Genomic DNA, 17206 nt, shown 5'->3' with positions numbered 1-17206 from the left:
CCCATCGCGTGTGCGGCTTTTGCCCACGATGCCCCTGCCCTACACCGTCAGGTACCAGAACACCCCGAAGCGGTCGACCACATTGGCGCAGCACGCGCTCCATGGCAGCGGCCCCAGCGGGTAGAGGATGTTGGCACCCTCGGCCAGCGCCGCGTAGGCATGCCTGACGGCCTGCTCGCTCTCCAGCGTCACGCAGAAGTTCATCGCCGGGTAGGTGGTCGCAGAGTAGCGCGCCATGTCCTGCTGGGCATGGGTGTTGTTGGCCTCGCTCACAGCCAGCAGCAGTGTACCATCGACGTACAGCTCGGCGTGCATGAATGTGCCGTCCGGGCTGTAGACGTGGTGGCCCAGCGTCGCGCCGAAGGCCCGCTGGTAGAGCGCCACCGCCTTGGCGCTATCGCGCAGGTAGAGCTGGAAGCCGATTTTCATGTTGCTATCCTGATCTATGCCCCATCCCAACGGGAGTATTGTAGCACAGATGAGCGTGTGTGAATCAGGCGGCCCTATGCGCACCGGGCTAGAGCAAACCTATCTTAAGGTCTGGTGGGAAGAAGGCGATAGTGCTCTGCTCCATTGTTGGGATGAGCGCCGCGCGGTCGAGGTATTTGTTGCCGCGCTCGCACGAGGTCTCGGGCGCAAACAGGCAGGCGTGGCAGGCGGCGGCGTGCACGGTGGTGCCGCGCAGTCCCGGCTCGTGCTCGGCGCAGAGCGGGTCGGATGCGCACAGCTCGGCGTCGCGCAGGGCCGCCCGCAGGTGGCGGGCCAGCGCGGCGGTCTCGCCCAGGCTCACCAGGCCGCCCAGCGTGCCCTCGCTGTCGGGGGCGGCGGTGTAGATCAGCACGCCCGCCATGGGGTCGGCGGGCTGGTCAGGCGTGGGCGCGCTGGCGTAGATGCGCTCGCGCAGGCTGGCGGCGGTGTAGCCGCACTCCAGCACGAGCTGGCGCATCAGCGCGTGGGCGAAGCTGTGCAGCAGCACGTAGCGCATGGTGGGGTAGAACGCCTCCGGCGGGGTGAGGTGGCGCGACTGCCGCCAGCGCATGTGGGCATTGGAGAACTGGCCGTCGCGCTGCTGCACCGCGCCCTGGCGCAGCCACGCGGCCAGCGCATCCTCGCGGAACTGGATGAAGATGCCCTCGCCGCGCACCTCGGCAGCGGGCACCCAGGCGGGCGGCTGGCGGCTGATGGGGGCGCGGCGCACCTCGGCGGCGGCCAGCTCCTCGCCGAACTCGCCGGGGGCGTCGATGCGCGTGAAGCCGATCAGGGCGCGCACCTCGCGCAGCCGCTCGACCAGCACCACGCGCGCCAGCGTGTCGGCAAAGCCGCTGGGCACGGCGGTCTCGCGCAGGCGAAAGTCTTTGGTCGGCGTGTGGCTGGCGGGCTGCGCGAGCTGCTCCCACTCGCTGCGCTTGAGGTCGGGGATGTCGCTGGGGCGCTCGCCTGCCGCGTCGGCGGCGCGCTTGCGCTCGATGGCATCCCAGATCTGCGCGTCGGTGTAGCCGATAAAGTCGCGGAAGGCATCGGGCGACATCTGCCGCGCGAAGGTGAGAAACTCGCTGGTTTTGGCGTTGGCCAGCGTGCTCCACTTCTCGGCCACCAGCTGGGCCAGCCGCACCGGCTCGGTGGGGATAGCCAGCGCGGTGATGGCGCTGGCGAACCACAGGTTGGACGCGCCCAGCAGGATGGTCTTGGCGTGCTGGTCGCAGGGTGTGGGGTCTGTGTCACGCAGGTGGGGCCGCCGCCCGCGACACTGCGGCATGTGTTTGCGCCCCTCGTCGCCGAAGGCGTCGGAGAGGCGGCGTGATGCTTTACAGGTTTCGCAGCGCACCTCCAGGTCACGGGCTTCACCGCTGGGGCCGTACTCAATCAGACGGAGTTTTGGACGGCAATTTGTCGGGCCACGGTGGGCAAACTCGATCCACGGAAAATCGTCGAGGTGGCCGTGCTCGCAGGCGACCAGGAAGCGGGCGGGCACGGCAACAGGATTTTTCTCCTTGGATGCGTCGCATCCCTCATGTACATAGCGCGTACGTTCGGGGTGATAGAGATCGTCGATGCGCTTGAATAGACCGACGCTCAGCGGCGCAAGGCGTTGGCAGCGTGGGCAGACAAGCCACCGAGGGAAGAGCGCGACAGGAATACCAACGTGATTTTGCGAATTGGCGAAGGCTATCTGCTCGTCCTCGGGTGAGAGCGCGGGTGGGCCAAGGAGCTGTTTGACCTGTGGGCCAAGCTGCACACGTATGGTTTCGAGCAGTCTTTCCTCCTCAATAACCTGTGAGACTTGACCACCGACATTCCAATCATTCAGCCCCATCACCAGTACAGAAATATGGGGCAGGTCGATTAGTGCGCCCACGCCGTAGCTGAAGATGACTTGGCTGGGGCGCACGTCACCGACGCATGGGTGTTTGAGTGTTGCCATGTTAGGCGTCCTCCTCATCGGCGGGGGCGGGGTCGTCGCTGGCGCTGAAGGTCCAGGCCTGCTCATCTAATCTATCCATTCCCCCATCGTCAAGAATGAGATTGACCGTCGGCTCGACATCGCGCAGCGACATCAGGCAGGTAAAGAGATTCCAGTCGCCACCAGGCTTGCCGAGCAAGGCAACTTCCTCTTTTCCCTGCTGCTTGTAGCCGAGCCGCGCGCCCCGGCTGCGGGTGATGCGGTCGAGCCACTGGTCGATGCGGGTGGCGGCAGCGGCCTGCACCTGGTCGCCGGCGGGCGTGTCCACGATATGGGCGGCCCGCGTGGCCAGCGCCTGCTGGGCGGCGGCGACGGCGGGGTGTGTGGCATCCAGCAGCCCCGCGCCGCCGTTGGGATTGTAGCGCGGCTCGCCCAGCCGCGCCATAGCCACCAGCACCGCCGACAGGCCCCGGTCGAGCGCGCGGGCGGAGAAGGGCGTGACCGACAGGGCCTCGACGTACTGGTAGAAGGTGGCGTGGTAGTGCTTAAAGCGCTCGTAGTGGCTCATGTCGCGCGGGCGCGTCCAGTTGTAGATGGTAGCCACCAGGCCGGGGCGCTGCCGCCCGACGCGGCTGGTGGCCTGGATATACTCGGCGGTCGACTTGGGCTGCCCGGCCACCACCATCAGGCCCAGCCGCTCGACATCCACGCCCACCGAGATCATGTTGGTGGCCAGCAGCACGTCGATGGGCCTGCCCTCGGCGGCGGCGCGGGTGGGCTTGCCCGCCTTGGGCGCGGCGGTGAAGGGCAGCTCCAGCAGGTTGAGCACGTCGGGGATGTCGGCGGCGCTCATGCGCGAGGTCAGCTCGCGCACGCTCCAGGGGTTGAGGAAGCGCTTGGTGAGGCCGCGCTGCTCCATGCGGCGCAGGCGAGTGCTCACGCTGTCATCCACGGCGCGGCGCATGGCGGCCAGCTCGCGCAGGGCGTTGAAGTAGCCCACCAGCGTCATCCACGGGTCGGCCTCGGCGGCCTCGGCCTGCTCGGCGATCTGCTGGGCCGAGGCAAGGAAGGCCACGTAGGCCTGGATGAGCGCGGTCTTGTGGCGGATGCCGGGGGCGCAGATGCCCAGGTAGCGCCGCCCGGGCGTCTCGGGGCTGGGGGCTCGCTGCATCGAGAAGAAGGTGTCGCCCGCATCCAGCCCCTGCGGCGGGAAGACCTGCACGCGGCGCAGGAACAGGCTGTGCACCTGCTGGGCGGCGCGGCGGATGGTGGCGGTGGAGGCGATGACCTTGGGCCGCACGCGCATGCCGCCCACCTCCCAGCTCGCCAGGTGGTCGATGGCGGTCTCGTAGAGGCCCACCAGGGTGCCCAGCGGCCCGCTGATCAGGTGCAGCTCGTCCTGGATGATCAGGTCCGGCGGGCGCAGCGGGGCGGCCTCGCGCACCAGGGCGGCGGGCAGGCCGCCGCGCACGGGCGGGTGGCGCTGCTCGGCGTGCTCCATGTCGGGGGTGAGGTAGCCGTGGCGCTCGCAGTGGCCGCTCACGTGGCCGAACAGCGCGGCGGTGCGCCCGTTCCAGGGCATCTGGGCGAACTTGTCGACCGTGGCGATCAGCAGCGATGGCAGGCGGTGGTAGATCTCCTCATCCACCACCATCACCGGCAGGCCCTCGCCCGGGGCGCTGCGCTGGTTGAAGGCGCACTGGTCGAGCAGGCTGCCGCAGTAGGTCAGCACGCGGGCGCGGCCCTGCTTGGCCGATTCCACCACTAGGTCGCGCCCGGCCACGATGGCCTCGCCGCACCACGGGCAGTGGGTGAGCTGGTGGGGCGTGCTGCCGCTGGCCCGCCCGCTCTTCTTCAGCTCTTTCACCGCCTCCTCGGCCTGCTCGATGCTGTTGGGCGTGGAGCGCTGGCCGACCCACAGCCCCACGCGGAACGGCTCGTCGCCCCAGCGGCTGGGGGCCTCGCGGCGGATGACCTCGCAGGCGCAGATCAGGGCGGCGGCGCGCTGGAACTGCTGGAGCGTGAGCAGGCGCAGCGTGTAGCGCATCAGCACAGCCACGCCGCTCAGGCCGCTGCGCCCGGCCACCACGCCCTGCAGGCGGCGGATGCCCAGCGTGTAGGCGGTCAGGCCCAGGTAGGCCTCGGTCTTGCCGCCGCCGGTGGGGAACCACAGCAGGTCGGCCAGGGCGTCGGCGGGGTTGGCTTGCGCGCCCTGCGGGGTGGCGCGGTCGGGGTGGGTGGGGTCGGTGAGTCCGGGCAGGTTGATCAGGATGAAGCCGAGCTGGAAGGCGCGCCACGAGTGGGTGTCGGGCGTATCGAAGCTGGCCACCTCGGCGGTGCTGCCGCGCCGCCGCTCGGCGGCGTAGCGCGTGCGGGTGCGCTGGAGCGCCATGGCGCGGTTGGCGAAGCGGAAGGCGTCGGCGGCCTGGGGGTTGCTATCCAGCAGCGCGATGCCCGCCCGGATGCGCTCCAGCGCGGTGCGGCAGTCGCGTAGGGCTGCCGCCGCTTCAGCGGTGTAGTTTGCGAGGTCGGATGTGGGAAAGTGCCGCCGCTGATCCTGCTGCGCGATCCAGGCCTCGTAGGCGTCGGCCAGGGGCGCGAGGTGGGCGCTGAACGCGCCGTTGGGCAGATCGGCCAGGGCCTGCATGTCGAGCGTGAGCGTGGCCAGCGCAGGGATGTCCTTGGCGGTGGGCGGGGTGGTCTGCGGCACCTCGTAGGCGGGCACCACGCTGGTCCACACGGCGGTGGCGCGGTCGACCGCGCCCTCGGCCAGCTGGGCGTCGACCGAGACACCATGCCCAACGGCGAACTCGACATAGTTGCGGTAGCGCATGGCCATCTGGCGCTCCTCCTGGCGCTCCGCCGCGTCGCTGGGGGCGGGCGGCGTCTGGCGGCGCTGGAAGATGGCCGCGCCATCGGGGGCGGCCACGCGCAGCTCGGGCTGAAATACCCAGGCGCTATCTTTCTGCTTGGCTGGCTCATCCTGCCCGTTCACCAGGAACAGCGTGACGATCCAGTTTCCGCCACGGCGGCGCATGCGGCCCTCGACTACCACCTGCGGCGCGTCGGGGTGCGGCGTCCATGTCTCGATCTTGCCCTCGCGCAGCGGGATGCGCCCCGAGCGGCCTGCCATGGGCACGCGCCGCCAGACGCGCCGGTAGCTGCCGTCCTTGTTGCGGAAGCGATCCTCCTCGATGCTGGCGCGCTCGTAGCGGCCCCAGCTGGCCGCTACCTGGATGGCGCTGGCCTGCTCGTCGATGGTGAAGGTCATGCCGATGGAGGAGGGCAGCATGGCGGCGGTGCTGGCCTTGGATGGCGCGGCCTCGGGCTGTCCGTCCTCGCCGCCGTCCTCGGCGGGGGCATCCTCATCGTGCTCCTCGGGCAGGCGGCTCTGGCTGCGCGGGGCTAGGATGCCCACCATGTAGCGCCCGCGCACCGTGCGCTCGTCGATGATCTCCTCGGGGCCGCCGCTGGGGCCGAGCAGGTCGGCGATCACCAGCTGCTCTAGGCGCTCGCGCAGGATGGCGACGGGCGGGGCTGGGTGGGGCGGCTGGGTGGGCGGGCTGGGCGGCAGGGGCGTTGCGGGCAGGGCGCGACCGGCGCGGCGGTGCACCCAGGACAAGAGCTGCGCGGCCAGCCCAGGGCTAAGCGTTTGGGTATCGATCACCTCATCGAGTTCGAGAAAGTCCCAGTCGGCGGGGATGGCGGCCAGCAGAAATTCGAGCTGGGCCGGGTCAAGCTCCGGCACATCGCTGCAGTCCAGCCGCACGCGGCGCTGGGCCAGCTGCACGCCGATGGTGTTGAGCGCGCCCTGGCCCTGCGGGAGGATGGCGGCGAGCCTCATGGTGGCGATCATAGGTGGTCCTTTCGCTCCCAGAGCGGCGGCGTGAGCGCGTCGAGGAAGGGCGAGGGTGTCTGGCGGCTGCCGCATATCAGCAGCGCCCGCATGGCCCGCGAGCTGCCCACGAAGAACAGGCGGCGCTGGGCCTCGTCGGCGGCGGCCTGCTCCTCGGCGGGCAGGTCGTCGTCTTGGCGGGGCAGCCGCCCGGCATCCAGCCCCACCACGGCCACAAAGGGGAACTCCAGCCCCTTGGCCGAGTGGATGGTCAGCACTTTGACCTGGCGGACGGTGATGTCGATCTGCTTGCCGCTCTGAAACACGGCGGGGATGCCGAGCGCGGTGAGGCGCTGGGCCAGCTGCTGTCCGGTGCGCTGGCCCTGGCACAGCACTGCGCCGGTGAAGATCGGCAGGCGGTAGTGGCGGGCCGCATCCACCAGAAAGGCCCGCACGGCCTCGACCTCCTCGCGCTCGCTGGCCACCAGCTGGATGCGCGGCGGCTCGCCCAGGATGGGCGACAGCTCCTGCTGGATGCTCTCGGCGTCGCCCGCTACCTCGGCGTCGAGGATGCTGGCGCAGGCGGCGGCGATCTGGGCGGTGTTGCGGTAGTTCTTGCGCAGCACTAGGGTGCGCCCGGCCATGGTCAGGTCGGCGTGGATCTGCCGCCAGCTGAAGCCGCGCTGGTAGATCGACTGGGCGGCGTCGGCGGTGAGGTAGAGGTGGTCGGGGGTGGCGACCAGGGCGCACAGCAGGCGGATGGCCACCGGCGGCAGATCCTGGGCCTCGTCGATGATCAGGGCCTGGTAGGGCTTGGCGGGCAGCGCGCGGGCCACGGCCAGCGCCTCCAGCCGCACGATGGCGGTGGTGACGAGCCGCTGCGCTGCCATCAGCTCGCGCCAGCGCGTGTAGACGGCCCACAGCGCCTCGCGGGTGCTGGCCTTGAGCGGGGTGCGCCGCCCGCGCCGCTCCATGGCCACGTAGTCGTCGGCTCGCTCCACGCCCCAGGCCAGCAGCACATCATTGAACTCTTGCAGGATGTAGGCGCTGCCCAGCCGCGCCAGGGCCTGCTGGCGCACCTGGCGGTCGAAGACGTTGGCCGCCGGGATCTCGGCCTCTGCGAGCGCCGTGGTCAGGCAGGCCTCGATCTGGCCGTCGGTGGCAAAGTTGGCCCAGCCGTGCGCCTTGGCGTAGTAGTGCATGGCCTGCGCGTCGACGGTGCCGACCTTCACGCCGCACGCGGCGGGGTCGCGGCCCAGCAGCTGGGCCAGCAGCTGCTCGGAGTAGCTGACCAGCGCGTTGGTGTAGGTGGTGAACAGGATGGGGCCGACGCCGCGCTCGATCAGATGGCGCACGCGGTAGAGCGCCAGGGTCGATTTGCCTGTGCCGGGGCCGCCCTTCACCAGCGTGGGGCCGCGCCGCTGCTGGGCCACCAGCGCGGCCTGCTCGGGCGAGAGCTTGAGCAGGAACGCGCCCAGATCCTCGGTCTCGAACAGCGCCACATCCTCGGCCTGGGCCAGCCGGTATTCGGGCTGGGTGGCGATGGCCTCCAGGGCGCGCGGGAACATGGTGTCGAGCAGGCGGCTGACGTAGCGCTCGGGGATGGACAGATCGAGCAGGTCGTCCTCGGTGCGCACCCGCAGCACGGCGGGCCAGTGATCCTCGGGGATGCGCCACTGGGCCAGCAGCTCGGGGGTGAGGGCGTAGGGCAGCGGGGCGCTGGCCGCAGGCGGCGGCACATAGGCGGGCGGCGTGTAGACGGGCGGCGCGGCCTCGGCGTGGGGGGCCAGCGCCGCCGCATCGGGGGCAGCGGCGGGCGCGGGCGCGGCGGGCAGCTCGTCGGCGTAGGTGCGCTCGTCGCGCTTGCGCACGCTCAGCAGCTTCACCCAGCCCTGGCCCACGCTGTAGAACACACGGTAGTCGCCCACGCGCACGCGGTAGACATTGGCGTAGCCCTTGATCTTCTTGGCGTCGCCCAGGGCTGAGATCGGGTCGCCCTCCAGCACTTTGAGCTTCTGCGTGATGCTCTTGCTCACGTGCCGTGGCACGTTGAGCGACTCGTTGTAGAAGGTGGGCGTGAATGAGAGCTCGTATGCGGCCATAGTGGGTTCTCGTTATGATGAGGTGAGGGTCAGAAACCCCTGCCCATCGCGTACAAGCGAGCCGTTGGCGATCAAGGCTTCAACCGCAGTGCTGATGGCCTGCTCAAGCGCCGACCCGCAGCGCCGGAAGCCGAGCAGGCGCGAGGTGCTGGTGATCAGTGCGTCGCGCTGAAGGCCAAATTGCTCGCGCAGCACTTGGCGCACGGCTGCCTGTAGCTCCTCGGGCGCAATCAGCTCGGGCTTGAGCACGGGGCATGTGTCGGCTCTGGCCCGAATCGGCGCATCCTCCATGGCAGGTGCCCAAAGGAATAGCCCCTGCTGTCGAATGCGGCCATCGCGGGCTAGGGCGGGGAGAATGCGGCTACACACATCCTGGATGCGCTTAGAGGCGCGAGTGTGGAAGAATGCTGCGACCACACGCTGCACCTCTTCCTCGTGGATTGGTGACTCATCCAGCACGATCTGGACGATGATATCGGCTAATGCTGCTGTCGGGGTCAGCTCGAAGGTGTGTGACCACGAGGGCTGGCGGAATGAAGAGCTGGCGTAGGGGATGACATGCACCGCGCCGCTTGATGTGTCGTCTATCGTGAGGCGCGTGGTGGCAATTCCCGCCGAGTTTGTTTCGTTGGGTGGTAGATCTGGCTCGGGTTTTGCGCCTTCGGTGGTAGGCTGGCTTGGTACGGTAGCTTCACCCGTTAGGATTGCAAGGATCTGCTTCTGGGCGTGCTCGGGGCGGTAGAGCCAATCCATCGCCCAGGTGCGGCAGAGCCGCCAGCCAAGCTGGGCCAGCACGCTATCGCGCAGCCGCTCGCGGTCGCGTGCGGTGGCGGAGCGGCCATAGATCTCACCATCGGTCTCGATCCCCAGCACATAGCGGTCGGGTGCTATGGGGTCGATGACGGCGATATCGACATACGATCTGCTGGTGCCCACCTGCTCGTGGCTCTGCCAGCCGTGCGATTCGAGCGCCTGCCGAATGACCGCGTAGAGCGGGTGCGGCTCGGCTGCGGCGCGCTGGCTGCGGTGCTCGCCGTGCTCGGCGAGGGCCAGGTAGCTTTTTAGGGCGGCTACGCCGCGCGCCCGTGTGGCGTCGAGGTTGATCTGCTCGGCCCGGATGGAGCTGAACAGGATGCAGCGCTGGCGGGCGCGGGTGACCAGCACGTTGAGCCGTCGCCAACCGCCATCTCGATTGAGCGGGCCAAAGTTCATGGCCACCCTGCCTGTGCTGTCTGGCCCATAGCCCACACTCAGCAGGATAACATCGCGCTCGTCGCCCTGAATAGTTTCTAAGTTCTTGACAAAGAATGGCTCGTGGGTCTGCTGAAGGAAGAATCTCTCGATGCGCGGGTCGGTGGCATCCAGCCGCATCTGCTCAATTTCGTCCTCAATGGCGCGCTGCTGCGCCACGCTGAATGCGCCGATTCCCAGGCTCAGCTCGGGGCTTGCAAGCGCGTGCTCGCGCACTGCCGCCGCAATGGCGCGGGCCTCGGCTGGGTTGTTCTGGCCTGCGCCGCGCATATAGACGCCGTCGGCGACATGGCAGAAACTCAGCCCATAGGTGCTGGTGCTGGTGTAAGGGCCGGGGAAGACCTGAAGTTTCCCATCATAGAACTGCTGATTTGAGAACTCGATCAGGCTCTGGTGGCGGCTGCGGTAGTGCCAGCGCAGCGAGCACTGGTGGGGCAGCTGCACCATCCCGAGCGAGAGCACGCTTTCCAGATCGGCGCTCTCGTTCTCCTCGCTCTCGCGCCCGTCGTCGCTCTCGATCTTCGAGAAGAAGCTGGTGGGAGGAAGCTGCTTCTCGTCGCCCACCAGGATAAGCTGGCGACCGCGCGCGATCGCGCCATAGGCGTCGGCAGGCTCGACCTGGCTGGCCTCATCGAAAATTACCACGTCGAAGCTGATCGTGCCCGGCGCGAGATATTGGGCGATGGAGATCGGGCTCATCATAAAGCACGGTTTGAGCGACTGGAGCGCGTCGTTCGTCTTGGTGAAGAGCGCGCGCAGCGCCATATTGCGCCGCTTCTTTTTTATCTCGGTCTTGAGGATGCCGAGCTTGGACTGCGGGTGGAGCGCCTGAAGCACATTTGGCTTACGGCTATGCACAGCCGCCGCGACGCGCTGGCGGTTGATCGCGATCCAGCGCTGGTCGTCGCCGATAAACGCCTGGATCTGCGTCTCATGCTCCTCGCCACGGAACCCTGCGAGCGCGGGGCGCTCCTGTCGCGCCGCATCGAGCCAGATGTGGTAGAACTGGCGCTCGAAGCAATCGGCCAGATCAACCTCGGCTGCGGGCGCGGCGCGCTCGGCCCAGGCGAGGAAGGCGGGCAGGTGCTGCGCGAGCTGCCCCTGGGCGTGGCGGTAGGCGACCCAGTCATCGAGCGCTGGGAATGCGCCGAGCAGATGGGCGAACTGCGCGTGGGTATCGCCCAGCGCGCCCTGCTCCCAGTAGCCGCCGAGCCAGTCGCGGTCACTGGTGCTGGTGCGCTCACACCATGCGCAGAACGCAGCATCGGTACGGCCTAGCGCGTGCTGAAGCGCCTCGCACAGGGTTGTGGCCTGCGCGCGACCACCGCCAGAAAGAACCAAGGCGGCGACCCGCACATCCAGCGTGCCAGCGCGGACATATGCGCGCGCCGTGCGTACCGCCTGGAGCGTCGCGTTGATGGTTTCCCAGCTTGCGTCGATCCCCTGCCAGTGGCTGCGGAACAGCGGGGCCAGATCTGCGCTGCGCGCTTGGATCTGCTGGCCCTCAGCCACATGTTCGCCTATTTGAGTCAGCAGCGCGATCTGCTCCTCGATGCTTGGGGCGATGTCGGGCTTCAGGAAGCGGCGCAGCTGCTCGGAATCGGCCCGCCAGTCGGGGAAGAGCCACTGGAGGATGCTATCTTCAAATGGGTCGGGGAGGAGCCGATGCCCGAGCGATGCGGCGTGCTGCTGGCGGCGCAGCAGCATGTGGCTCCAGTCCTGCTCCAGCGCCTCGGGGATGAACGCCTCCATCAGGTGGGTGCGCTGCTGCTGGTATTGCTGCCCCTGCGCCACCCAGCTATCGAGTGCCTCAGCAGATCCTTCCCATCGTTCATCCTCAATCATGCCTACGTCTAGATCGGGTAGGGCGAGCAGCAACGTGAGGCGGTCGAGCGCGACCCGTGCGCTGGCCCCGCTTGGCGCAAGCGGCAGCGCCAGCAGAGCACTCGCCTGCCCCAGCACGGCTTGCAGCGAGGTGACGCTAGCGACAATCTCGGCAAGCAGCTGCTGTAGTTCTTGGCGGGCGAGTGTGTCGATGTGGTCGAGGCCAATATGCCGCCACTGGTGGGTGCTGGGGTCGCCCACCCGCCGCCGCCAGCGGTCGAAGGTAGTGATGCGCTCGCGGGCCATATCAAGCGCGGCTCGATCCCATTGGAGCGGCGTATCGATGCGGATGCTGGCCTCGGGCACATCGCGCAGCGCGATGCAGTGTAGCGTGGCCTCGTGCGGCGTGATGCCCAGTGCACCGAGCGGCTGGTGGAGCGCTTGGGCATAGGCGTTAAGCCGCGCTCGCCGCTCGGCGAGCTGCTGCGGGTCGGCTCGCGGCACACTGATATTGTCCTCGTAGCTCTCTAGGGTGCGCTGTAGCTCATCCAGCACAATGCGCTTGCTGGTCTTGTTGCTATGTAGCTCCAGCACATAGGCCCCCAGTCCCACCGCCTCAAGCCGCCGTTTCACCACCGAGAGCGCCGCCGATTTCTCGGCGACGAACAGCACGCTTTTGCCTATAGCTAGGCACTCGGCGATGATATTGGTGATCGTTTGCGATTTGCCGGTGCCGGGCGGACCCTCGATCACCATACTCAGACCCTGCTTTACCGCCTGGATGGCGACCTGCTGGCTTGAGTCGGCGTCAAGCACCTGGTAGTTTTGGGCGGGCGGGATGGTCTCATCCAGCATGTTGGCATAGGGGAAGGCTGCGGGCTGGGAATCCCGGTCACCGCAGCCGAGCAGCTGGCGGATGAGCGGATGCGCGGTGAGCACCTGCTGGGTGGGCCATGTGGTGTGGTCGAGGTCGCGGTACATCAGCAGTTTGGCGAAGCTGAAGATACCCACGTGGATCTCATTGGGCAGCACGTTCCAGCCGGGAATTCCTGCGAGTGCCGCTTCGATCTGCCTGAAGTATCCTCCCACATCCAGCGTCTCGTCGATCTCGACCGTGGGAAGATCGAAGTGGAACACACGGCGGCACAGCTCGATCAGGCAGGGGTTGATCAGGATATCATCCTCATAGCGCTGGATGTGGTGGCGGTTCCGCACCGTGCGGCGTTGAAGATCGACCGGGATGAAGATCAGCGGCGCGCGCGAAGGCTCGCTCTGCTCGCGCTCGCGCCACTCGACCATGCCCAGCGTGAGGAACAGCACGTTGCACCCCTGCTCCTCGCGGGCGCTCTCAGCCTGTCGAGCGAGGTAGAGCAGTCGCGCCTGGAGATATTCGCCGCTCAGCGCGGTCTGGAGGTTTCTGTCGGTGTGGTAGCTGGCGCGCTGTTTGGCGTCGATAGGCGCAAGCTTGAAGCTGGCCGCAGAATCATCGCTCACTGCGTAGTCATCATCCTGGGCGATCAGAACACCCTTGGGTGCCTCTTCGCGGGACAGAAACTGGAGTGTCTGGGCCTCGGCAACGAGGAGCCGGAAGATTTCCGCCGAGATTTCCTTGGTGATGCCAAGGGTTGCGCGGCCTTTGGTGCGGTGGTTAAGCAGGCGGTTTCGCCGTGTAAGGTCGAGGAGCCGTCGGCGGGTATCTTCGATGCGGTTGGCTATGATTTGGTCGGTGGCTATGGTTCCTGTTTCCATGAGCTAATTCCCCAGCCAGCATGCGTGCGAATGGTGGGATGCGCGCGGGGAGGCATCGCCGCTTGCCGCCCCGCGCGGTTTGTCGCGCTACGCCACTTCGGCGGCCTCGGCCAGGATGTCTTCGTCCTCGGCCTCCGGCTCCTCGCGGTCGGCCAGGGCGCGCAGGCAGTCCTCCATCCAGATCAGCCCGGCCTCGGCGCTCAGCAGGTCGGCCTTGCCGATCGGGTTGTTGTGGGCGAAGGCGTTGCGCGCCGTCGTCACCGCCGCGATGTGCTGGTCGAAGCTCTTGCCCTCGCCAAACGTGTCGCTGAACAGCACCCAGTTGTCGCGCATGATCCGCGCGTAGTCGCTGAACTGGCAGAACTGGAGCAGATCGCCCAGCGTGCGGAACTCGTCGGCCTCGAAGGGGTTTTTGCCCACGCGCTGCCGCAGGCGGCTCTCGATGCCACGGCGCGTGTTCTGCGGAATGCAGTGCTCCAGCGCGCCCTCGCCCCGCGCCTCGGTCAGGCGGTCGGCCACCAGGTCGCGCAGCTGGTGCTCCAGCGCCTCGATGCGCGATTCAAGCTGGGCCTTCTCGCTCCCGCGTACTAGCGAGGGCGCATCAGAGAGCGAGTCGATCAGCGTGTTGAGCGCATCGGCGAGCATGGTGCGCCGCTGGAGCGCAAATGCCTCGAACTGGTCGAGCGTCCAGAGCGCCGGGTCCATTGGCACGTGCTGCGCCCGCAGCCGCCGCTCTTCGATCTTGGGAAGATACTCCGCTGGCTGCCGCGAGCTGATGCTATTATTTGCCTTGCTGGAGAGGAAGGCCAGATTTGCCACCTGATCGATGATCAGCGTGTCGGCGCGCAGGTTGTATTTCTTTGCCAGCACGGCCTTGGGGAAGATGTGGTGAAGCTCTAGCGGCTGGCTGCCGCCCAGTTTGACACTGTTGAACCAGTCCTGGGCCTCGGCCTCGCGCGCCAGCACGTAGCTCAGCACCATAAAGGGCGAGTTTTTGCGCTGGTCGCGCAGCTCGCGCTCGCTGATGCTGCGCCCGCGCCCGACCTTGTCCTCAAGGCTCTCGATCATTGCCTTGGCTGGGTTGGGTTTGTTGAGCGCAGCGTAGTCCTGATCGAGCGCGGTCTCGCTGGCGTTGCTGTAGCGGCTCCACGCCAGCGCCAGGTAGACCCAGCGCTGAAGGTCGCGCGATTGCTCGGTGGTGATCTGCTGCTGGAAGCGGTCGAAGAAGGCGGCGAGCGTGATCAGGATGTAGCTGGTGGGCAGCAGGCTCAGCCGGTCGATCTTGCAGTTGTGGATGAGGAATTCAATGGCGGTCAGCAGGCCGCTGCGGGCGCGATTCCATGCGTCGGGGATGTCCTCGACAGCCACGCGCCGCTGGTCGCCACGGAAGAACTGGCTCAGCCTGCTCTGGTTCGAGAGGAGCAGCGACATAGTGCGCAGCATGACGCCGTTGTCGAGCCAGAGGCTATGCTTGGTGTAGATGCCCCACTGGAACTTGTGGAACTCGTCCGTGACGCCGCGCCAGCGGGCCGAGATCTGAGCCAGGGCCAGATCGGCGTTGTTAAGTATGGTGCCGCCGGAGTTGATACGTACGAAAATATCGGTTACTTCTTCGTAGTTGATCCCTTCCAGTACGTTCACGCGGTATTTGTAGCTCTTGATGTTATCCAGCCGCGTGAGCCGCTCCAGCACCTTGTCCTCCTCGTCGTCGCTCAGTCCGTCACGCACCTCGCGCAACGCGCGCATAGGGCCGCTAGTGAACAGCTTCGAGACTGAGATCCAGCCTGTCTCGCCGCGCTGCCGCACGCCAGCCACCTCGAAGCGCTCGGTAAAGACGTTGAATACAATGTCGATCGGGCGCTTGGTGTCGCGCACTATTAGGGGCCTTCCCAGCATCACGGCGGCCAGCGAGGTGAGCCGCTGCTGGCCATCCAGCAGGAGCTGTGGCCTACGCTGCGCATGCTCGACCTCTTCCACGCTCACCTGGCGCGAGAACGGCAGGTCATCGGTCTCCCACACAAGTAGTTGACCGCTAGGGTAGTTGCGATACAGCGAGTCGAAGAGGTTGCGCACCTGCGGCGCTTTCCACACGTACCCGCGCTGCATCTCGGGCAGCAGCAGCTTGCCATCGCGGATGTCGTTGATGAGTGACTGGATCTCTCGATCCTGCGAGGTAATCATGAGACGGGTTCCTTTGACAACAGAGATAGTGCAATGAGTGACACAAACGGCGTTAGGTGCGCGTTTTATTCCTGCTCGCCCAGCGCGGGCGCTGCATGCGGCTGGATGGTACCCAGCTTGATGCTTTCCTAACCATTATACCCACGGCATCGTGCGCATTTGCGGACATCGCCACCGATTTCCTCGGCCATGCGTGCGCCGCTTGGTATCGGCTGGGCGTTGCGGCGCGGCGGTGTGCGCTGGCTGCGCAGCGCTTTTCATCGCGGGCGGGCATAAAGCCCGCCCCGACGGTGTGATGCATTGCCCCTCGGCGCGGGCGTGACGCGCCGCTACACCGCCAGCGTGGGCGAGCGCAGGATGATAAAGTCATCCACCGTGTCGGCTTTGTCCACGCTGCGCAGCGCGTCCTCGAACTCCTGCGCGGTCAGGCGGTGGGCCTCCATCAGCTCGAACTGGCCGATGTAGTTGCACAGCACCTCGGCGCGGGCGGTCAGCTTGCGCAGCGCGGGCAGGATGATCGCCTCGTGGAGCTGGAGGTGCTCGTCGATATCGGCCTGGTTGCGGATGCGCCGCCACGAGGCGTAGGTCTCGGGCGTGCGGGTATAGTACCACGGCTCCATCGCGGTGCGCAGCTCGTCGATCCAGCCGATGCCCTTCTCGGTGCCTTCGGTGAAGTCGAGCCAGCTGATGATCTCGGGCACGCTGGCCAGCTTGGCGAAGTCGCTGTAGAACAGCCGCCCCGGCGTGCTGCCGATCAGGAACTTCTTGGAGATGCCGCGCGCCAGCGTGAGCCAGCGCTTTTCCAGGTCGCGCACGATGCCCAGGGCGCGGGTCGGCTCGCGCAGCTCGGCGTAGCAGCGGGCGCGGGCCAGCACGGCGATGCAGAAGTACTCCTCGCAGGCCATGGCCACGGGCAGGGTGGCGGCGGCAGCGGCGCGCTCCTCGAAGATCAGGCCGGCCTTGGCCAGCTGGCCCGCCGCTGCCACCAGGGCCTTGATCCGCACCTCGGGGTCGCGCACGTCGCTGATGCCGCGCAGCTCGTCCAGGGCGGCCCGCAGCTCCGAGCGCTGCTCGATCTGCATCAGCCGCTGGATGGCGTCGACGCTGGCTTTGATCTCGCTGAGCTTCTGGTCGAGGCTGTCCAGCCGCTGCTCGATCGAGGCGAACCCCGACTGGGTGACGGCCAGATTCAGCTCGGAGAGCTTGAGGATGTTTTTGGTGTCCTTGAGGATGCGGAAGGTGTTGATGGCCGACAGGATGCCGCTGCCTGCGGCGACCACCGAGCCGATCGCGCCGACCACGGGGATGGCCCCGGCCAGGATGCCTGCGCCGCTCATGGCCACCGGGGCGAGCAGGTTGGCTGCTGGCAGCAGGTGGCAGACGATCTGCCCGGCCTGGGCGGTCCCGGCGGCCCAGCGGATGACGCCGCCGTGGAGGGTGTATTGCCCGCGCACCAGGCCGTGCAGCACGGCGGCTGGGATCTCGCGGGTGACGGTCATGCCAAACAGTGATCCAAGCATTGTGGTGTCCTCATACAAAGGAGTAGATGGATATGCCACCAAACCCCAGGATCGTTGAGAGAGACGTTTTTCGACCCTTATTTCCTACGACCCAACCATTATACACGAAAATAAGTCCACATTTGTGGACGGGTGGGTGTGATTTTTGCGAATATAGACCCCTAACGGCGATGACTGTGCTGCGAGCAAATATACTGCCCAGTCCCTAACCCTATGCTCCCTATTGCCTCGCTATTATACATACCATCGCCAGAACTTTGTCCACCAGGAAGCGCTGTTCGCCTTGTGGGCAGGTGGTCGAAAAGGATATGAGCGTTGGTGTGCATTAGTGTCCGGGATGTGG

7 protein-coding genes are annotated in these 17206 nt (G+C 67.0%); all 7 read right to left on the bottom strand.

Going from position 1 to position 17206, the window contains the following annotated elements; translation table 11 throughout:
• Positions 1 to 39: 39 nt before the first annotated feature.
• Complete coding sequence (locus tag F8S13_01305; protein KAB8145746.1) at positions 40 to 429, bottom strand: VOC family protein; 390 nt, start codon at positions 427 to 429, stop codon at positions 40 to 42.
• Between the two features lie 88 nt (positions 430 to 517).
• Entirely contained in the window at positions 518 to 2422 is a 1905-nt protein-coding gene (locus tag F8S13_01300) for a DUF1998 domain-containing protein (GenBank protein ID KAB8145745.1), read from the bottom strand.
• 1 nt (position 2423) lies between these two features.
• Positions 2424 to 6257, bottom strand: a complete 3834-nt coding sequence (locus tag F8S13_01295) for a helicase (GenBank protein KAB8145744.1) — start codon at positions 6255 to 6257, stop codon at positions 2424 to 2426.
• On the bottom strand, positions 6254 to 8338 hold the full coding sequence (locus tag F8S13_01290; GenBank protein ID KAB8145743.1) for an AAA family ATPase: 2085 nt from the start codon (positions 8336 to 8338) through the stop codon (positions 6254 to 6256). The genes F8S13_01295 and F8S13_01290 overlap by 4 nt, the downstream gene beginning before the upstream one ends.
• Positions 8339 to 8350: 12 nt before the next feature.
• On the bottom strand, positions 8351 to 13162 hold the full coding sequence (locus F8S13_01285; protein ID KAB8145742.1) for a DUF4011 domain-containing protein: 4812 nt from the start codon (positions 13160 to 13162) through the stop codon (positions 8351 to 8353).
• 87 nt (positions 13163 to 13249) lie between these two features.
• Positions 13250 to 15343 carry a DUF262 domain-containing protein gene (locus F8S13_01280; GenBank protein ID KAB8145741.1) on the bottom strand — a complete coding sequence of 698 codons (2094 nt, stop codon included), beginning with the start codon at positions 15341 to 15343 and terminating at the stop codon, positions 13250 to 13252.
• 329 nt (positions 15344 to 15672) lie between these two features.
• Positions 15673 to 16863, bottom strand: a complete 1191-nt coding sequence (locus F8S13_01275) for a hypothetical protein (protein KAB8145740.1) — start codon at positions 16861 to 16863, stop codon at positions 15673 to 15675.
• Positions 16864 to 17206: the final 343 nt, after the last annotated feature.

The sequence above is a fragment of the Chloroflexia bacterium SDU3-3 genome (genome assembly GCA_009268125.1).
In the GTDB taxonomy this organism is placed as follows: Bacteria; Chloroflexota; Chloroflexia; order Chloroflexales; family Roseiflexaceae; genus SDU3-3.
This window is presented reverse-complemented; position numbering and strand designations above follow the sequence as displayed.

What these genes read in the sequence shown, in the direction of transcription:
- F8S13_01275 (KAB8145740.1), bottom strand. Translation starts at nt 16,863, where the DNA reads ATGCTTGGATCACTGTTTGGCATGACCGTCACCCGCGAGATCCCAGCC.
- F8S13_01305 (KAB8145746.1), bottom strand. Translation starts at nt 429, where the DNA reads ATGAAAATCGGCTTCCAGCTCTACCTGCGCGATAGCGCCAAGGCGGTG.
- F8S13_01300 (KAB8145745.1), bottom strand. Translation starts at nt 2,422, where the DNA reads ATGGCAACACTCAAACACCCATGCGTCGGTGACGTGCGCCCCAGCCAA.
- F8S13_01285 (KAB8145742.1), bottom strand. Translation starts at nt 13,162, where the DNA reads ATGGAAACAGGAACCATAGCCACCGACCAAATCATAGCCAACCGCATC.
- F8S13_01295 (KAB8145744.1), bottom strand. Translation starts at nt 6,257, where the DNA reads ATGATCGCCACCATGAGGCTCGCCGCCATCCTCCCGCAGGGCCAGGGC.
- F8S13_01290 (KAB8145743.1), bottom strand. Translation starts at nt 8,338, where the DNA reads ATGGCCGCATACGAGCTCTCATTCACGCCCACCTTCTACAACGAGTCG.
- F8S13_01280 (KAB8145741.1), bottom strand. Translation starts at nt 15,343, where the DNA reads ATGATTACCTCGCAGGATCGAGAGATCCAGTCACTCATCAACGACATC.